At 65.9% G+C, this 16609-nt stretch carries 15 protein-coding genes; 5 read left to right on the top strand and 10 right to left on the bottom strand.

From position 1 onward, the window contains the following. Positions 1–12: 12 nt before the first annotated feature. From U8330_RS00165 to U8330_RS00150, 4 genes are all read right to left on the bottom strand, one after another. Positions 13–1623, bottom strand: a complete 1611-nt coding sequence (locus tag U8330_RS00165; protein ID WP_323103039.1) for an ABC transporter ATP-binding protein — start codon at positions 1621–1623, stop codon at positions 13–15. Further along, the gene (locus U8330_RS00160) at positions 1616–2539 is read right to left on the bottom strand and encodes an ABC transporter permease (protein WP_323103037.1); all 924 of its coding nucleotides are present in this window, start codon (positions 2537–2539) and stop codon (positions 1616–1618) included. Before U8330_RS00160 ends, U8330_RS00165 begins: the two co-directional genes overlap by 8 nt. Before the next feature lie 8 nt (positions 2540–2547). Continuing rightward, complete coding sequence (locus tag U8330_RS00155; RefSeq protein ID WP_323103036.1) at positions 2548–3462, bottom strand: ABC transporter permease; 915 nt, start codon at positions 3460–3462, stop codon at positions 2548–2550. Positions 3463–3545: 83 nt separating this feature from the next. Further along, complete coding sequence (locus tag U8330_RS00150) at positions 3546–5060, bottom strand: ABC transporter substrate-binding protein (RefSeq protein WP_323103034.1); 1515 nt, start codon at positions 5058–5060, stop codon at positions 3546–3548. A gap of 304 nt (positions 5061–5364) precedes the next feature. Between U8330_RS00150 and U8330_RS00145 the strand changes: the two genes are divergently transcribed. Genes U8330_RS00145 through U8330_RS00135 form a run of 3 tightly spaced genes read left to right on the top strand, consistent with a single transcriptional unit; the run spans position 5365 to position 8668 of the window. Next, a complete protein-coding gene (locus U8330_RS00145; RefSeq protein ID WP_323103032.1) occupies positions 5365–6561 on the top strand; it encodes a sialidase family protein in 1197 nt (398 codons plus the stop codon). Continuing rightward, positions 6558–7523 carry a 4-hydroxythreonine-4-phosphate dehydrogenase PdxA gene (gene pdxA, locus U8330_RS00140; protein ID WP_323103031.1) on the top strand — a complete coding sequence of 322 codons (966 nt, stop codon included), beginning with the start codon at positions 6558–6560 and terminating at the stop codon, positions 7521–7523. Before U8330_RS00145 ends, pdxA begins: the two co-directional genes overlap by 4 nt. Then, entirely contained in the window at positions 7520–8668 is a 1149-nt protein-coding gene (locus U8330_RS00135) for an iron-containing alcohol dehydrogenase (RefSeq protein ID WP_323103030.1), read from the top strand. Before pdxA ends, U8330_RS00135 begins: the two co-directional genes overlap by 4 nt. A 128-nt stretch (positions 8669–8796) precedes the next feature. Here the strand turns inward: U8330_RS00135 and U8330_RS00130 are convergent, their stop codons facing one another. After that, entirely contained in the window at positions 8797–9495 is a 699-nt protein-coding gene (locus U8330_RS00130; protein WP_323103029.1) for a FadR/GntR family transcriptional regulator, read from the bottom strand. A 4-nt stretch (positions 9496–9499) separates the two neighbouring features. Continuing rightward, positions 9500–10528, bottom strand: coding sequence for a four-carbon acid sugar kinase family protein (locus U8330_RS00125; RefSeq protein ID WP_323103027.1), 1029 nt, complete (start codon positions 10526–10528; stop codon positions 9500–9502). Between the two features lie 242 nt (positions 10529–10770). Here U8330_RS00125 and U8330_RS00120 point away from each other — a divergent pair, with 242 nt between their 5' ends. After that, positions 10771–12066, top strand: a complete 1296-nt coding sequence (locus U8330_RS00120) for a cytosine deaminase (RefSeq protein ID WP_323103025.1) — start codon at positions 10771–10773, stop codon at positions 12064–12066. Between the two features lie 11 nt (positions 12067–12077). Here U8330_RS00120 and hutC read toward each other — a convergent pair whose 3' ends face one another. Further along, positions 12078–12788: a histidine utilization repressor gene (gene hutC, locus U8330_RS00115; protein ID WP_323103022.1), complete on the bottom strand. Its 711-nt coding sequence runs from the start codon at positions 12786–12788 to the stop codon at positions 12078–12080. Between the two features lie 125 nt (positions 12789–12913). Here hutC and hutF point away from each other — a divergent pair, with 125 nt between their 5' ends. Then, entirely contained in the window at positions 12914–14275 is a 1362-nt protein-coding gene (gene hutF / locus U8330_RS00110; protein WP_323107060.1) for a formimidoylglutamate deiminase, read from the top strand. 8 nt (positions 14276–14283) lie between these two features. Here hutF and U8330_RS00105 read toward each other — a convergent pair whose 3' ends face one another. Genes U8330_RS00105 through U8330_RS00095 form a run of 3 tightly spaced genes read right to left on the bottom strand, consistent with a single transcriptional unit; the run spans position 14284 to position 16511 of the window. Beyond that, on the bottom strand, positions 14284–14985 hold the full coding sequence (locus U8330_RS00105) for a D-lyxose/D-mannose family sugar isomerase (protein WP_323107058.1): 702 nt from the start codon (positions 14983–14985) through the stop codon (positions 14284–14286). Between the two features lie 28 nt (positions 14986–15013). After that, positions 15014–15793: an SDR family NAD(P)-dependent oxidoreductase gene (locus U8330_RS00100; RefSeq protein WP_323103020.1), complete on the bottom strand. Its 780-nt coding sequence runs from the start codon at positions 15791–15793 to the stop codon at positions 15014–15016. After that, entirely contained in the window at positions 15786–16511 is a 726-nt protein-coding gene (locus U8330_RS00095; RefSeq protein WP_323103018.1) for a FadR/GntR family transcriptional regulator, read from the bottom strand. Before U8330_RS00095 ends, U8330_RS00100 begins: the two co-directional genes overlap by 8 nt. Positions 16512–16609: the final 98 nt, after the last annotated feature.

Raw genomic sequence — 16609 nt, 5'->3', positions numbered from 1 at the left:
GCCCGATTGGGCTCAGGCGCGCCGGGCGGCGCGGTGCGCGGCCTGGACATCCGGATCGGGGTTGAGCCCGGCGGCAAGAAGCGCCTGGGTATAGGGCTCACGCGGTGCGTCGAAGACCTCGCGCACCGTGCCGAGTTCCACCACCCTGCCGTTCTGCATGACCATGACGTGATCGGCGAAATCGCGCACCACCGGCAGATCGTGGGCAATGAAGATGAAGGCGATGCCCATATCCTTGCGCAGCCGGTCGAGCAGCGCGATCACCTGCGCCTGGACCGAGACATCGAGCGCCGAGACCGCCTCGTCGCAGATGATCAGCTGCGGCTCGAGCGCAAGCGCCCGGGCAATGGCGATGCGCTGGCGCTGGCCGCCGGAGAACTGGTGTGGATAGCGGCCCATATGCTCCGGACCGAGCCCGACCTGGACGAGAAGCTCGGCCACGCGCGCCCGCCACTTCGCCTTCGGCAAAATATCCGGGTGGATGACCCAGGCTTCCGAGATCAGCTGGTAGACGGTCATGCGCGGATTGAGCGACTGGGTGGGATCCTGGAACACCATCTGCAGGTCGCGCCGCAGCCGGTAGAGCTCGGCCGGCGCCATGGCGAACAGGTCCCGGCCCTTCCAGAGAGCGGTGCCGCCCGAAGGCTCATCGAGCCGCAACAGGATCCGGGCGAGCGTCGATTTGCCCGAGCCGCTTTCGCCGACCACTGCCAGCGTTTCGCCCGGCATCAGGTCGAAGGAGACTCCCTTCAAGGCCTCGAAGGCGCCGTAATGCTTGCGTGCTTCGCGCACCGAAAGCACCGGCTCTGCCGGCGGCAGGGGGCTGTGCATCTCGCCCTTGCCGGGTGCGGCGGCGATCAGCTTGCGCGTATAGGGGTGCTGCGGGTTGCGATAGACCTCGCGCACCGAACCGGTTTCCACCAGACGCCCCTTTTCCATGACCACGACCCGATCGGCGATTTCGGCGACGACGCCGAGATCGTGGGTGATGATCAGCACGGCCATGCCGGTTTCCTGCTGCAGCTCTTCGAGCAGCGCCAGAACCTCGGCCTGGACGGTGACATCGAGCGCGGTGGTCGGCTCGTCGGCGATCAGCAGGTCGGGGCGAAGCGCCAGCGCCATGGCGATCATGACGCGCTGGCGCTGGCCGCCGGAAAACTCGTGCGGATATTTCTCCAGCGCGCGCTCGGGCTCGGGAATGCCGACGCGGGTGACCAGCCGCAGCGCCTCGGCTTTCGCCTTGGCCGCGTCGGTGCCGTGAGTCGTCAGTGCCTCGCGGATCTGCCAGCCGACCGTATAGACCGGGTTCAGATGGCTGAGCGGATCCTGGAAGATCATCGCGATGCGCCGGCCATTAACCGCACGGCGCTTCTCCGCCGGCATGGTCAGCAGGTCAACGCCATCGAGCAGGATCTGCCCAGCCGAAATGCGTCCCGGCGGCATGTCGATCAGGTTCATGATCGCCGAGGAGGAGACCGACTTGCCGGACCCGCTCTCGCCGAGGATCGCCAGCGTTTCGCCGCGGTCGAGATGGTAGGAGATGTCGCGCACCGCATGCACCACGCCGGCGGCGGTGTGAAACTCGACGGAGAGATTGCGGACTTCGAGAAGATGGTCAGCCATGTTTGCGGCCCCTCATTTCCAGACGCCAGCGCTGCACCGGATCGAGCGCGATGCGCATCCAGTTGGACAGGAGGTTGAGCGACATGGTGGTCAGGATGATGGCGAGACCCGGCCAGAAGGACAGCCACCAGGCGTTCTGCAGGTATTGCCGCCCCTGGGCAATCATCAGCCCCCAGGTGATCTCCGGCGGCTGAATGCCGATGCCGAGGAAGGAGAGCGCGCTTTCGGCCAGCATGACATAGGCGAAATCGAGCGTCGCCAGCGTGGTCAGCGTCGGGATGACGACCGGCAGGATGTGGCGGAAGAGAATGCGTTTGGAGGAGGCACCCATGACGCGCGCCGCCTGCACGAACATGCGCTCGCGGATCTCCAGCACTTCGGCGCGCGTGGTGCGCAGGTAGACGGGAATACGCGTGATCGCCAGCACGACCATCAGGTTCAGGATCGAAGCACCGAGCATGTAGAGAACGAGAACCGCGATCAGCAGCGAGGGGAAGGACATGATGACGTCGGCAAGACGCATGATGACCTGATTGACGCGCGGCGAGGAGAAGCCGGCGATCAGACCCAACAGCGTGCCGGTGATCGCCGAGAGCGCGACGGCGCCTGCCGCCACCATCATCGTGTTCTGCGTGGCGACGACGATGCGGGCGAGCAGCGGCCGGCCGAGAGCATCCGCCCCCATCCACCAGACGATGCCGCGCGACCAGTCGAAGGGGGCGGCGTTGCGCCCGCGCAGGTTCTGCTTGGTGGCGAGATCGCCCATCCAGTGCGGGCCGATGATGGCAAGCACGAGGATGAGGAGAAGGAACAGCGCCGCGCAGAGCGCGAACTTGTCGGCCCAGAGCATGCGGACGAAGCGGACGGGAGCCGATGGTTCGGCCGCAGGAACAGTTTCGATCGTGTGGATCGTCATGGCGGCCCTCAGTGACGGATGCGCGGATCGAGCAAGGCATAAGCAAGGTCGATCAGCAGGTTCATGAGGAAGATGGCGAGCGCGGTGACCAGGATCGCCGCAAGCACCACGTTGAAGTCGCGCTGCAGGATGCTGTCGATCATCAGCTTGCCGACGCCCGGAAAGCCGAAGATGGTTTCCACCACCACCGCGCCGTTGAGCAGGCTTGCCGCCTGGTCGCCGATGACGGTGATGATCGGCAGCATGGCGTTGCGCAGCGCATGGACGAAGATGATCGGCCCGGATTTGACGCCCTTGGCGCGGGCGGTCTTCACATAGGCCGAAGACAGCGCGCCGATCATCGCGCCGCGCACGATCTGGACGATGATGCCGAAGGGGCGGACGAAGAGCACGCTGATCGGCAGGATCCAATGCCAGATCGAGCCGGTGCCGGAGGTGGGCAGCCAGGCGAGATTGATCGAGAAGACGACGATGGCGACGATCGCCAGCCAGAAATCCGGCACCGAGGCACCGATGAGCGAGACGACCGAAGACAGGCGATCGAAGAAGCCGCCGGCGCGGAAGGCGGCGAGCGAGCCGACCAGGATCGCGGCGCCGGTGACGAGGGTCATGGTGATGACGGCGAGCCAGAGCGTCCAGACGAAGGCTTCGAGCACGACATCGAGCGCGGGACGCGCCTTGCGCAGCGATTCGCCGAAGTCGCCGGTCATGACATCGCCGACATAGCGGGCGAACTGCAGGAGCAGCGGATCATTGAGACCGTGCAGCTCGCGGAACTGTTGCTTGAGCTCGGCCGAGGCTTCGACCGGCAGGAAGAGTGCTGCCGGATCGCCGGTCAGGCGCGAGAGGAAGAAGACGAGCACGATAAGCCCGACGAGAGAAATCAGACTGGCGACGGCGCGCTTTCGAATGAAGCTGGACATGGCATCCTCGATGAGGGCAACGGCGCAGTCATGTCGCCGAACCGGGATGCAGACGGGCGCGGCAGGCGCCCGTCTGCTGGGTCTTACTTGATCTTGATGTCCGACAGCTGCAGCGTCGAGTTGGTCGCGATCGTCGGCGTGAACTCCAGCCGCTCCGAGACACGGGCGAAGCCGACCATGTGGAAGAGCAGGACGTCGGCCACCACATCGTCATGCAGATAGGCAATCAGCTCAGACCAGAGCTTGGCACGCTCGTCGCCGACAGCCGCCGAGGCCCGCTTGATCAGATCGTCCACCTTGGGGTCGGAGAAGCCGGACTGCGTGCCTTCCGATGCATATTTGAAGAACATCGAGAAGGACGGGTCGCCCTTGGAGTTGTCGTGCGAGGCGGCGACGAGGATCGGGCCGCGGCCTTCCTTGAAGGGCTTGGAATAATAGCCCTCATGCTCCGCCACTTCGACGAACTTCAGGTCGATCTTGAAGCCGACATCCTGCAGCTGGCCCTGGATCGCTTCCATGATCTCGGTGACGTTCGGGAAATTGGCCGAACGGGCGATGATGGTGATCGGCGTTTCGACCGGAACGCCGGCCGCCTTCGCCTCTTCGAGCAGCTTCTTGGCGCCTTCCGGATCGTAAGGGAACTGCTTGACATCCGGGTTCCAGCCGAGCGTCGTCGGCGGCACGATGGCAGTGGCCGGCACGGCGCTTTCCGGCACCAGCGTGCCGAGGAAGGCCTGGCGGTCGATCGCCATGTTCAGCGCGCGGCGAACCCGGACGTCGGTCAGCGGCGGGATATTGTGGTCGATGCGCAGATAGACGGTTTCACTGTCGAGATAGGACAGGTCGGTCGCCGGGTTGGTGGCTTCGGTCTGCGAGATCGATGGGGCGATATCGGCTTCGCCGGCCTGGACCATCGCAGCGCGGACGGAGGGATCGGCGCGGAAGAGATAGGTGGCCTCGGTCACATCCGGCTTGGCGCCCCAGTAATCGTCACGTGCGGTCAGCACGATCTGCTGGCCGGGCGTCCAGTTGCTGAGCTTGTAGGGACCGGTACCGACCGGCTCGCGGATGAATTCGAGCGGCGTTTCTTCCGGCACGATGGTGACGAGCGACATCAGGAGCGGCAGGATCGGCTGAACCGGATCGGCATTGAAGTCGATCGTATGGTCGTCGACGATCTTGGCCTCGATCTTGATGCCACCGAAATAGCGGCGGGATTCGCAGGCATTCTTGTCGCTCAGGATCCGGTCGAAGCTGTGCTTGACATCCTTGGCGTCGAAACCGGTACCGTCGGAAAACGTGACGTTCTGGCGCAGGTGGAAGCGCCAGGAGCCATCGGCATTCTGCTCCCACTTCTCGGCAAGGCGGGGGGTAACGCCCTTGTCGCCGCGCACATCGAGCTCGGTCAGCGTTTCGCTGACATTCTCCATGATGATGCGGCCGATATTGGAGCGCGTCGCCATGCAGGGCTCGAGCAGGTCGGCCTCTTCGGCAAGCACGATCTTGATCGGGCCGGACGCGGCATAGGCCGGGGTCATGGCGACCGGGTTGATGGCGGTACTGAGGAGCAGAGCCCCCAGAACGAGTGATCTTTTCACGATATTTCCTCCCTATCGATCCTTGCGTCGGCCTTGGCGAAACACAGAGGCTGCCCCTGTTCGGCATCGCGCCTGATTCCGCCGGCCCCGGCTTCCTCTTGCCAGTATCGACTTACCATCGTTCGTCCGTACAAGTTTGTCAATTGTTTTTATCCTGTAAAGGTGCAGCACGAAAAATCCTAAACTCAACCTATTGTTCTACCTATATTTTCCGAACTCATAACGGGTTAACACCCGGAACGCCAACATCATAAAACTTGACAACTCCTCGAAACGCGTGGCTTTTGAGTGCGAGGAGATCCCGATGACCCCTGATGAAATCGCTCGCGCCATGACCGGCGCTCTCAGTCAAACTACGCCGAAGCGCGCGGAAGCGCTGCTCCCTTCGCCGATGATCCAGAACCACGCGGCCTTCCTGACACAGCGTGCCGACGGCGCGCTCCTCTGCGCCTGGTTCGGCGGTACGCTGGAAGGCAAGTCCGATATTTCGATCTTCGCTTCCGTGCTTCTGCCCGGCGCATCTCAATGGGGGCCGCCCCAGCGCCTGAGCGACGATGCCGCCCATTCCGAGCAGAACCCGGTGCTCTTCAACGCACCGGACGGACGACTGATCCTGTTCCACACCTCGCAACCTTCCGGAAACCAGGACGAGTGCCGGATCCGCATGGTGGAGGTTCTCTGCGAGGAGGCCGATCCGACAGCACTGCGCGCGCCCGGCGGGAGATATCTCGACCTGCCGCGCGGCTGCTTCGTGCGCGCCGCTCCGGTCATCCGCGAGGATGGCGCCTGGCTTCTGCCGATCTTCCGCTGCGTCCAGCGGCCGGGCCAGAAATGGAACGGCAGCCACGACACCGCCGCCGTCGCCCTTTCCACCGATCAGGGCGAGAGCTGGCAGCTCGACGCACTCGAGAGCTCGATCGGCTGCGTGCATATGAGCCCGGTCTCGCTCGGCGGCGCGCATCTCGCCGCCTTCTTCCGCCGCCGCCAGGCCGATTTCGTCTACCGCACAGAAAGCCGCGATGGCGGGCGCACATGGTCGGTTCCGGAAGCGACCGACGTGCCCAACAACAATTCCTCCATCGCCGTGATCCGCTTGAAGGATGGCCGCCTGGCCATGATCTGCAACCCGGTCAACGCCGAGATGTCCAGCGCGCGCCGGGCCTCGCTCTATGACGAGCTCGGCGAGGCCGACGAGCGGCCGGATGCTGACCCGGCCGGCGGCTGCGTGCCGATCTGGGGCGTGCCGCGCGCGCCGGTCTCGCTCTGCCTGTCGGAGGATGGCGGCCGCAGCTTCCCCTCGCGCCTGATCGTGGAGGACGGGCCCGGCACGTGCCTTTCCAACGACTCCACCGACGGGCGGAACCTCGAAATGTCCTACCCCTGGCTGCTGGAGGCGCCGGACGGCACGCTGCAGCTCGCCTACACCTATCATCGACGCGCGATCAAACATGTCCGCCTGGCGCCCGGCTGGGACAAGGCGGCGGCACGGAGCACCTTATGAGCAGCATCATTGGCATCACCATGGGCGACCCTTGCGGCGTCGGCCCGGAAATCTCCGTTCGCGCGCTTCTCGACATGGCGCCCGCCGAGCGGGAGAACACCCGCATCTACGGCAATCTGGCGACGCTCGAAGCGGCACGCGATGCGCTCGGCCTTCAGATCGACCTGACCGGCTCCGTCGTCGACCTGCCGATCGAGGGCGCTCCGCTGCCCTGGGGCCAGCTAAGCCCGGTGGCCGGCGATGCCGCCTTCCGCTTCATCGAGAAGGCGGTGCGCGATGCCGAAGCCGGCACGATCGGCTGCATCGTCACCGCACCGATCAACAAGGAGGCGCTCAACCTCGCAGGCCATCATTATGACGGCCATACCGGCATGCTGCGCAGCCTGACCGGCTCCAAGGCCGCCTATATGCTGCTCGCCTCCGAGCGGCTGAAGGTCATCCACGTCTCCACCCATGTCTCGCTGAAGGAGGCGATCCAGCGGGCGACGACCGAGCGGGTGCTGGCCACCATCCGGGCCGGCGACGCGCATTTGAAGCGCATCGGCTACGCCACCCCCCGTATTGCAGTGGCGGGAATCAACCCCCATTGCGGTGAGAACGGCCTGTTCGGCACCGAGGATGACGACCAGATCGCCCCCGCCGTCGCGGCCGCCCGCGCCGAAGGCATCGACGTCCACGGCCCGATCTCGGCCGATACGGTGTTCCACCGCGCCTATACCGGCGCCTTCGACCTGATCGTCGCGCAATATCACGACCAAGGCCATATCCCGATCAAGCTCGTCGCCTTCGACACCGCCGTCAACGTCAGCGTCGATCTGCCGATCGATCGCACCTCGGTCGATCATGGCACCGCCTTCGACATCGCCGGCAAGGGCATCGCCAATCATGGCAACATGCTGGAGGCGATCGCCTATGCCCGCAAGCTCGTCGTTGGCAAGGCCAAGACGGGAGAAGCCGCATGACGATCGCGCTCCACCCCACCCTGCCCCAGACGCTCGCCCCGATCACGCTTCACCAGCCCCGCCGCCTGATCGTCGGCGCCGGCACGGTGCGCGAGGTCGGATCCTGGGCTGAGGACGCGACCTCCATCCTCGTCATCGCCACCCCGATCACCGCCGGCTTCGCGGAGCGGCTGCAGCTCAAGGGCCGGATCACGGTCTTCGACGCCATTCCCGGCGAACCGGACGTGGCCACGCTGGAGGCCGCCCTGGCAGCGGCCGGTGCGGCGGAGCCGGATCTGATCGTCGGCCTTGGCGGTGGCTCGGTGCTCGACGTCGCCAAGCTGGTTGCCGCCCTTTGGGACAGCGGCGAGACGCTCTCGGCCGTGGCCGGCCCCAACAGGGTGGCCGGCCGGCGCACGCGGCTTGCCCAGGTGGCGACCACGGCCGGCACTGGCTCGGAGGCCGGCATCCGCGCGCTGATTACGGACGCCGAGAAGGGCGCGAAGGTGGCGGTCGAAAGCCCGCATCTGATCGCCGATCTCGCCGTTCTCGATCCGGAACTGACCTATAGCGTGCCGCCGGCCGTCACCGCGGCGACTGGGGTCGATGCCATGGCGCATTGCGTCGAGGCCTTCACCAACCGCCGTGCCCATCCGATGATCGACGGCTTCGCCCGCATGGGCATCCGCCTCGTCGGCCGTTATCTCGCGCGCGCGGTGCGGGACGGGGCGGACCGCGAGGCGCGCGAGGGGCTGATGCTCGCCTCCTACTATGGCGGCATCTGCTTGGGGCCAGTCAACACGGCGGCCGGCCATGCGCTGGCCTATCCGCTCGGAACGCGGCTCAAGCTGCCGCACGGGCTCGCCAATGCCATCATCTTCCCGCATGTGCTGGCCTTCAACCAGCCTGTGGTCGCGGAGAAGACCGCCGAAGTGGCCGAGGCGCTGGGGCTTGGATCGAACCTGTCGCAGGCAGCGCTTCTGTCCGCCGCCCACGGGTTCTGCCGCGATCTCGGGATCGAGATGGCGCTCAGCGCCCATGGCGCCACAGTCGATGACCTGCCGGGATTCGCCGCCGAGGCCCATGCGATCCGCCGGCTGATGGACAACAACCCGGTCGAGATGAGCGAAGGCGACGTTCTCGGCATCTACCAGGCAGCGGGCTGAAGGCTACGGAATGACTGGCCGTCACAGGCCGGTTCGGGGGCGTCGCCGGTAGAGCGAGGACCGGCGACGCCCCTCGTCGTTTGAGCGGGCTCGCTCTTCGGCCGCAGGGGTGAAACACCGCGGCTCAATCACTGGGTGGGAAACAGGCGCTCGCGCGAGCCGACGAGATGGGCGCGCATCAGGGCTTCGGCCTTTGCGCCATCGCCGGAGCCGATCGCATTGGCGATCGCCTCATGCTCGGCAAAGACCCGGGTCAGGCCTTCGGCATCGCGCTTGACCGAGGCGCCGTGGAATTTCATGCCGACGGCAATATGGTCCTTCAGCGCTTCCATGGCGGTGGAGAAATAGGAATTGCGCGCGGCCCGGGCGATGGCGAGATGGAACTGGAAATCGGCATCCGCCCGGTGCGACTGGCGGTTCGTTGCGTCGCGCATCAGTTCCAGCGCCCGGCGTATATCGACGAGGCTGTCCTGCGTGTGGCGCGCCGCCGCGGCGCTGGCTGCAGCCGGCTCCAGCGTCAGGCGAAATTCGTAGCAATTGAGAAGATCGGCAACATTTTCGAGCTGGCCGAAGCCGAGCGGTTCTTTCAGCCCCAGGGCCCTGACGAAGCTTCCCGCACCGCGGCGGGAATAGATGAGGCCTTGGTCCCGCAGACGCCGCAGCGCTTCGCGGATGATCGGCCGCGACACTTCGAACTCGGCGGCTAGATCATGCTCGGTCGGCAGCCTCTCATCCGGCTGATAGGCGCCGGATTTGATGGCACGATGCATCCGCTCGAAGACGAGGTCGCTCAGGCTCTTGCGTGCGGTTCCGCTCTCCAGTCCCATTGTCTCAGTCGATCTCCCCGTTCAGCGCCGCGGCAATCAGCGACAGCGTGTCCGGCCCCCCGAAGCCGCCGGACTTGGCGATGATATGATGCCGCCCCGCCTTGGCAATGCCGAGCCCCGGCAGACATTCGCCGAGCAGACGGAACCGCGCAATGCCCATCGCCTCCAGCACCGCTTCCGCCGTTGCCCCGCCGGAGAGAAGAACCGTCTCCGCCTCCGCCGTCAACCGGGGATGGACGCCGGCAGCCAGGTGACGCGAAACCTCGACCGGGGAGAGAACCGCCTCCCCGTCCACTGCCTGGACGAGCGACAGGCGGCTGTCATCATCCCCCTCGGCACCCAAGACGCCGTTTGGCGCCGGTCGATGGTGCAGCCTGTGCTGCTGGCGCAAGCGCTCGATCTGGGCAAGCGTGATCGGATCGCGCGAGCCGATGACGAAGAGACCGCGCCCGGCCGGAACCCGCACGCGCTCGGCCGGGCGCCCCTGCGTCATGCGCAGCGCCAGCGCTTCGGCAAGGCCGCGGGCGCCGATCAGCAGATCGACCCCTTTCGAAAGCGCGGCCTCCAGCGCGTGCGACAGGTCGGCATTTGTCTGCGTATCTGGAATGATCGCCCGTTCGGCATGGCGCCCGAGCACGGGCGCGATCGGGAGCGGCGTGGGAACGCCGAAGCCTTCCACAGCACCCTCGCGCACGATCCGGCCGAAATCCGGTATGGCGGGAGCAACGAGAGCCTGACGGAAAGGGGTGGCGTCGAGCTCTTCGGCAATGGCCCCCTTGAGCCGGGAATCGATCTTCTTGAACAGGGTTGCATCGTGCGGCAGGCTGGCGATCGAGGCCCGCGTTGCCGCCCTTGCCGCAGAGGCGCCGACTTCGCGCGAGCGAACGTTGATCGACAGCACATCCGGCCGGCTTGCAAGCGCGGCGTCCAGCGCCGAGGGCGCAAGAACCACCTCCGTGACGAGACCACGCCCGGCAAAGGGGGCGGCTGCATCGAGCGTGCCTGTCAAATCGTCGGCAAGAATGACCAGCACTGTTTCGCTCCAAAGAAGTTGTCATGTGTATTTCAATCGGAAACATTGAAATGTCAATGTTTTTAACGATCGCATGACAGATTTCACAGTTAGGTGCTTCAAGTTGCCGGCGCATGCCGCCTCTCGTGGCTCGAAAATCGGCGGCTCCGCCCGTCCGGCGTTCTTCCCCTTCGGCCCGCTCGTGCCATCTTGTGCACCGGCGCCCTGTGGCGCAGTTTCGAGGTCAAGCTCCGGAGCGCTCCATGACGTCTGCCGCCCCCCTTCTCATTCGCCACGCACGCCTTGCCGGCTCCTCTGGATTCTCGACCCACGACCTGCGCGTGAAGGATGGGCGGATCGAGACGCTTGCTGCCGGCGGCACGCTTGCCGCAGAACCGGGCGAGGAGGTGATCGAAGCCGATTATGGGCTGGTGATGCCGGCCTTTGTCGATCTCCACACCCATCTGGACAAGGGGCATATCACCCCGCGCCGCGCCAATCCCGACGGCAGCTTCAAGGGCGCCTTCGATGCGGTGGCAGCCGACCGGGCGGCCCATTGGACGGCGGAGGATGTCGAAGCGCGCATGGAGTTTTCGCTGCGCGCCGCCTATGCCCATGGCACGGCGGCCATCCGCACCCATCTCGACTCCGCACCGCCGCAGCATGCGATCACCTGGCCGGTCTTCGCCAAGGTCAGGGAACGCTGGGCTGGGCGGATCGACCTGCAGGCCGTGGCACTCTGCGGCCCGGATCTCGCCTTGGACAAGACCGTGGTGGACGAGATTGCCCGGACGGCGAAGCATTATGGCGGCGCGCTGGGCGGGGCGATTTCGCTGTTTGATCGCGCCGAAGAGGCGATCGGCAATCTGGTCGAGGCGGCCGGCCGGCATGGGCTCGATCTCGACCTGCATATCGACGAGAGCGGCGACCCCGCCTCCCGCAGCCTGTCCGTGCTGGCGCGAACGGTTCTCGATCGGGGTTTCGGCGGCAGGGTCATCGCCGGCCATTGCTGCTCGCTCGCCATCCGGCCGGAGGCGGAGGTGGAGGAGACGCTGGCGCTGGTTGCGAAGGCCGGCATTGCGGTCGTTTCCCTGCCGCTCTGCAACCTTTTCCTGCAGGATCGCACGCCGAACCGCACCCCGCGCTGGCGCGGCGTGACCCTGCTCCACGAACTCACGGCCGCCGGCATCGCCGTGGCGCTCGCCTCCGACAACACCCGTGACCCGTTCTACGCCTATGGCGATCTCGATATGATGGAGGTTTTGCGCGAAAGCGTGCGCATCGGCCATCTCGATTATCCGCAGGATCATCTCGCCGCCTGGTTTGCCGCCGTTTCCGCCGTCCCGGCTTCGCTTGCCGGATTTGGACGGCATGGACGGATCGAGGTCGGCGCTTCCGCCGATCTTCTCCTCTTCCGGGCACGCAATCCGGGCGAACTGTTTGCCCGGCCGCAGTCGGACCGGACCATCATTCGCGCCGGCGCCATCATCCGCCCGGACCTCCCGGATTATCGCGACCTGGACGAGGTTTTCGGCGCGCAGCCAGCGCGCCAGCGGTGATCAACTGCCGGCTATGCAGAGCTTTCCAGTCGGAATCGGGTGCCTGGATGGAGCAGACGAACGGCGGTGACGGCGCGCCCTGCCGACCAGGTGCGCCGACGGACCAGAAGGCAGGGATCCCCACGCCCGATCGCCAGCAATCGGCACTCCCAAGGCTGCGGCGCGACCGCCTCGATCGATTGCTCGCTGCGCGAGAGCGGGGCGACGCGGCTCAGGTAAGCATTGGGTGTCTGGGCGGTGAAGTCCTGCGACAGGTAGTCCGGGGCCATATCCGGGTTGACGAACCGGTCTTCCAACTGGATCGGCACCTCATCCTCATAATGAACGACCACCGTGTGGAAGACGGCAAGCCCTAAAGCACGCTCGAGCGCATCGGCCAGATCCGGGCCGCAGACTTCCTCCTGCGCCAGGACGAGTTCCGCCCGGTGGACGCCACCGCGGGCGCGGATATCATCGGCGATGTTGCGCACGCCCATGGTGCCGACGCGGTGGCGCTGCGGCGCGACGAAGGACCCGCGCCCGCGGACGCGCAGGAGAACACCCTCGCTCGCCAGTTCGTGCAGCGCGCGATGCGCCGTCATGCGGCTGACGCCGAACAGGGCGACGATCTCGTTTTCCGAAGGCACGCGCGTCTGCGGCGGCCATTCGCCGCTGTCGATCCGGGCGCGGATCTGCGCCTTCACCCGCTCGTACAGCGCTTTCGTCCCGCCTCGATCCTGCATGGCTCGCCCCTCACATTGCCGTTGAGGTGGGCCTGCGCGCCCATCTCATCAGCCGCCGGCAGCTTGCCCGAGGGACTGATCCATGGCAAGTTCCCTAGACAAGTTGGTGGCGACCGATGGGGATGATGATGGCCTTGTTCTGCGACAGCGCGCTTCTTGCCGATGGCTGGCATGGCGGCGTGCGGATCGAGATTGGCCCCCAGGGCACCATCACCGCGCTGACCAGCGGAACCACAGCACAGCCGGGCGACCAGCGGGCGAAAGGCCCCGTGCTGCCGACCCTGACCAATTGCCACTCGCACGCTTTCCAGCGCGCCATGGCCGGCCTTGCGGAGACCGCCGGTTCGACCGAGGATAGTTTCTGGACCTGGCGGGTGATGATGTACCGCCTGGCCGGGCTGCTGACGCCCGACGGCATGCAAGCCGTTGCCGCAAAGTTGTATAGTGAACTTCTGAAAGGTGGCTTCGGGCGCGTCACCGAATTCCACTATGTCCACCATCAGGCAGATGGCACCGCCTATGCGACGCCGGGCGAAACCTCGCTCCGCATCCTCGCAGCCGCGCAAGAGGTCGGGATCGGGCATACGCATCTGCCGGTTTTCTACGCCCAGAGCGGCTTTGGCGGCGCGGAGCCGAATGCCGGCCAGCGGCCTTTCCTCCATGATGTCGAGCGCTTTCTGCGCCTGCTCGAAAGCCTGGAGACACCGTTTGCACGCGGCGGCGCAACACTGGGCGCAGCCATCCATTCGCTGCGCGCCGCGACGCCGGAGCAGATGCAGGCCCTGCTGTCGTCCGGCCTCACCCACGGTCCGATCCATATCCATGTCGGCGAGCAGGAGAAGGAAGTGGAGGACTGCCTGGCCTGGAGCGGGCGCCGCCCGGTCGAATGGATGCTGGACGAACTGCCCGTGGATGCGCGCTGGTGCGCGATCCACGCCACCCATATGACCGAAGCGGAGACCGCGCGGCTAGCCGCTTCCGGGGCGGTCGCTGGCCTCTGCCCGGCGACCGAGGCCAATCTCGGCGATGGCATCTTCCCCGCCACGCAGTTCCTGGCGAAGGGCGGCACGATCGCCATCGGCACCGACAGCCATGTCGCAACCAGCGTGGCGGAGGAACTGCGGCTTCTCGAATATGGCCAGCGCCTGCGCGATCGGCGCCGGAACCGCCTGGTGGTAGGCCCCGGCGCATCGGCCGGGCGGACCATGATCGAGGCCGTTCTTAAGGGCGGCGCGCAGGCGGCAGGCCAGGCGACGTTCGGCCTCGCCGTCGGCGCACCCGCCGATCTGCTGGTGCTCGATGGAGCCTCTCCCTATCTCGCCGCCGCGCAAGGCGACCAGATCCTCGACCGCTGGCTTTTCGCGCTCGGGGGAGACGCCGTGCGCGACGTCATGGTCGCCGGGCAATGGCGGATCGAGGACGGCCGCCATGCGCAAGACGAGGCGATCGACCGCGCCTTCGCGGCCGTGCTGCGCAGGCTTGCCTGAAACGCCGATCAGGCGTGCGAGGGATCGCCGAGCATGGTGGCATAGTCGGAAACCAGAAGCCGCCAAGGCGCCTCGTCTTCCTCGATGCCCGAAAAGCGGGTGACTGCAGGATCCTCGAAAATATTGTCGGCCGCATCGTCATTTACGGTCGAGACTTCGGCGACGAACACATCGCCCTCCTCCGCCCAGAAGGCGTGCCAGTCGCCGGGCATCAGCGTCACGCTTTCACCGGGTGCAAGCCGCAGCCGCGCGCCCGGAGTCAGCTTTCGCTCGATCCCGTCACAGAAGACGGTGGTGCCCTTTTCCCTGTCGCAAGCCGCGCTGGTGCCGCCGAAGAGCTCGACCACGAGCACCCCGCCCCCGCGATTGATGATGTCCTCGCTCTTGACGATATGGGTGTGGTTGGGTGTCAGCTGACCTTTGCGCGAGATCATCGCCTTTTCGGCATAGACCATGCCGCCGCCGCGCTTCAGATCCTCCAGCCGGCCATTGCGGGTGGTGAACAGCAGCAGGCCGGTCTTCAAGAAATCACCCATGCCGAAATCGGTCATGTCCCAGCCGAGGCCGGCCGTGATGACGGCGGAAAGCTCGCTCCTGCGGGCCCGCATCTCCGCCGGGCTGAGGCGCGAAAAGGGCGGCAGCACATAGCCGTGCGACAGCATGAAAGCTTCCGCCTCGCGCAGGATGCGGTTGATGTCGGATCGCAGCAGTTTCTTGGTCATGGTTGATCTTTCTTTCTCAGCGCACGCCGATGCCGGCGGTCAGGCCGCCATCGATGCGATGGTCGCTGCCGGTGATGAAGCCTGCCTGGTCGGAGGCGAGGAACGCGATGAAGGCGGCGACCTCTTCCGGCTCGCCGATGCGGCCGATCGGATGGGCGGCGCCGAAGCGGGCAAAGACGTCCTCGATCTCCGCATTCGGCCCGGAGAGCGTGCGGGCGGCAAGCGCGAGGATCGGGGTGCGCACCGAACCGGGGCTGACGGAAACGACGCGGATCCGGTCCTTCGCGAAATCGAGCGCCATGGCCCGGGTCAGCGCATGGATCGCCCCCTTGGACGCCACATAGGCCGCGACCCCGCTCTGGCAGGCATGACCCTGAACGCTGGAGAGATTGACGATGACGCCGCCGCCGCGCTTGCGCATTTCCGGAACGCCGGCCTGCGCCATCAGATGGATGGAGCCGACATTGACGGCCATGCAGCGCATGAAGGTCTCGAACGAGGTCTCGACCGCGTCGCCATAGGGGTGCACCGCTGCGGCATTGACGATGATGTCGATCCCGCCTTGGAGCGCTGAGGCTCGGGCGATGGCGGCTTCAACGGCAGCGGGGTCCGCAACGTCGGTTTCCAGGACGAGGAGATCATGGCCCGCGCCATCGAGAGCCAGGGCCGCATTGGCGGCGCGATCGATGCCGAGCGCGACGACCTTCGCCCCGCGCTGCGCGAGATGCAGACCGACGGCGCGGCCGATGCCGGTCGTCCCGGTGACCACCGCCACCTTACCCGTAAACTCACCCACCAGTGCCGCCTCCTCTTGCGTCCTGCGCCTCGACTCCGGCGTCCGGAATGAACACCAGGCCTGCGCTCAAATGTCGGTCCATGTGATAGGCGAAGCCGATCCTGTCGCGGGCTTTCAGCGCGTCCAGAATGGCCTGATGCTCGCGGCAGACGCTTTCGAGCGTCGAGCGGCGGGACTTGCCGGCCATCATCAGCCGCTGAATTACCGGCTGCAGCATGCCATAGGTTTCGGTCAGCGTCCGGTTGCCGGCAGAAGCGACCAGCATCATGTGAAACCGGAAATCGAGGGCGGAAGCCTCCTCCGCGCTCTCGGCCAGGGGGATCGCCGCATTGATGCTTTCGATCGCCGCCATCATTTCGGCCGACAGGTTCTCCACCAGGAGATCGAAGAGATTCATCTCGGTGAGCCGCCGATAGCCCTGGATATCCTGGAAGGCATCGGCCGAGACATCCATGGCGAAGGCAAAGAGATCGCGCATCGCGGTCTGGTGCTGGTCGGTCAGTACCGCGCCGAGTTTCTGGCGCGATTCGGCGATGCCATAGGCTTTCAAGGTCCGGAAGGCTTCGCGCACCGTGTTTCGGCTGGAGCCGAACATCTCCGCGAGCTCAAGCTCCCCAGGCAGGACATCGCCGACGCGAAGGCCGCGCGCGCGGATCAGGCTGCGGATCTGACCGACAACCTCATCGACCGCCGAACTGCGGCCGTCCTGTTCCGGCATGCCTGGCACACGAGCCTCCCATTGTCCGGTTCCTGCTTATTATGTTGGCCATAATTTTGCAAATCGATTTGCATCTTGCCAAATCGACCAAATTTTGT

Origin of the sequence: Rhizobium sp. CC-YZS058 (assembly GCF_034720595.1) — a bacterium.
Taxonomy (GTDB): domain Bacteria; phylum Pseudomonadota; class Alphaproteobacteria; order Rhizobiales; family Rhizobiaceae; genus Ferranicluibacter.
This window is presented reverse-complemented; position numbering and strand designations above follow the sequence as displayed.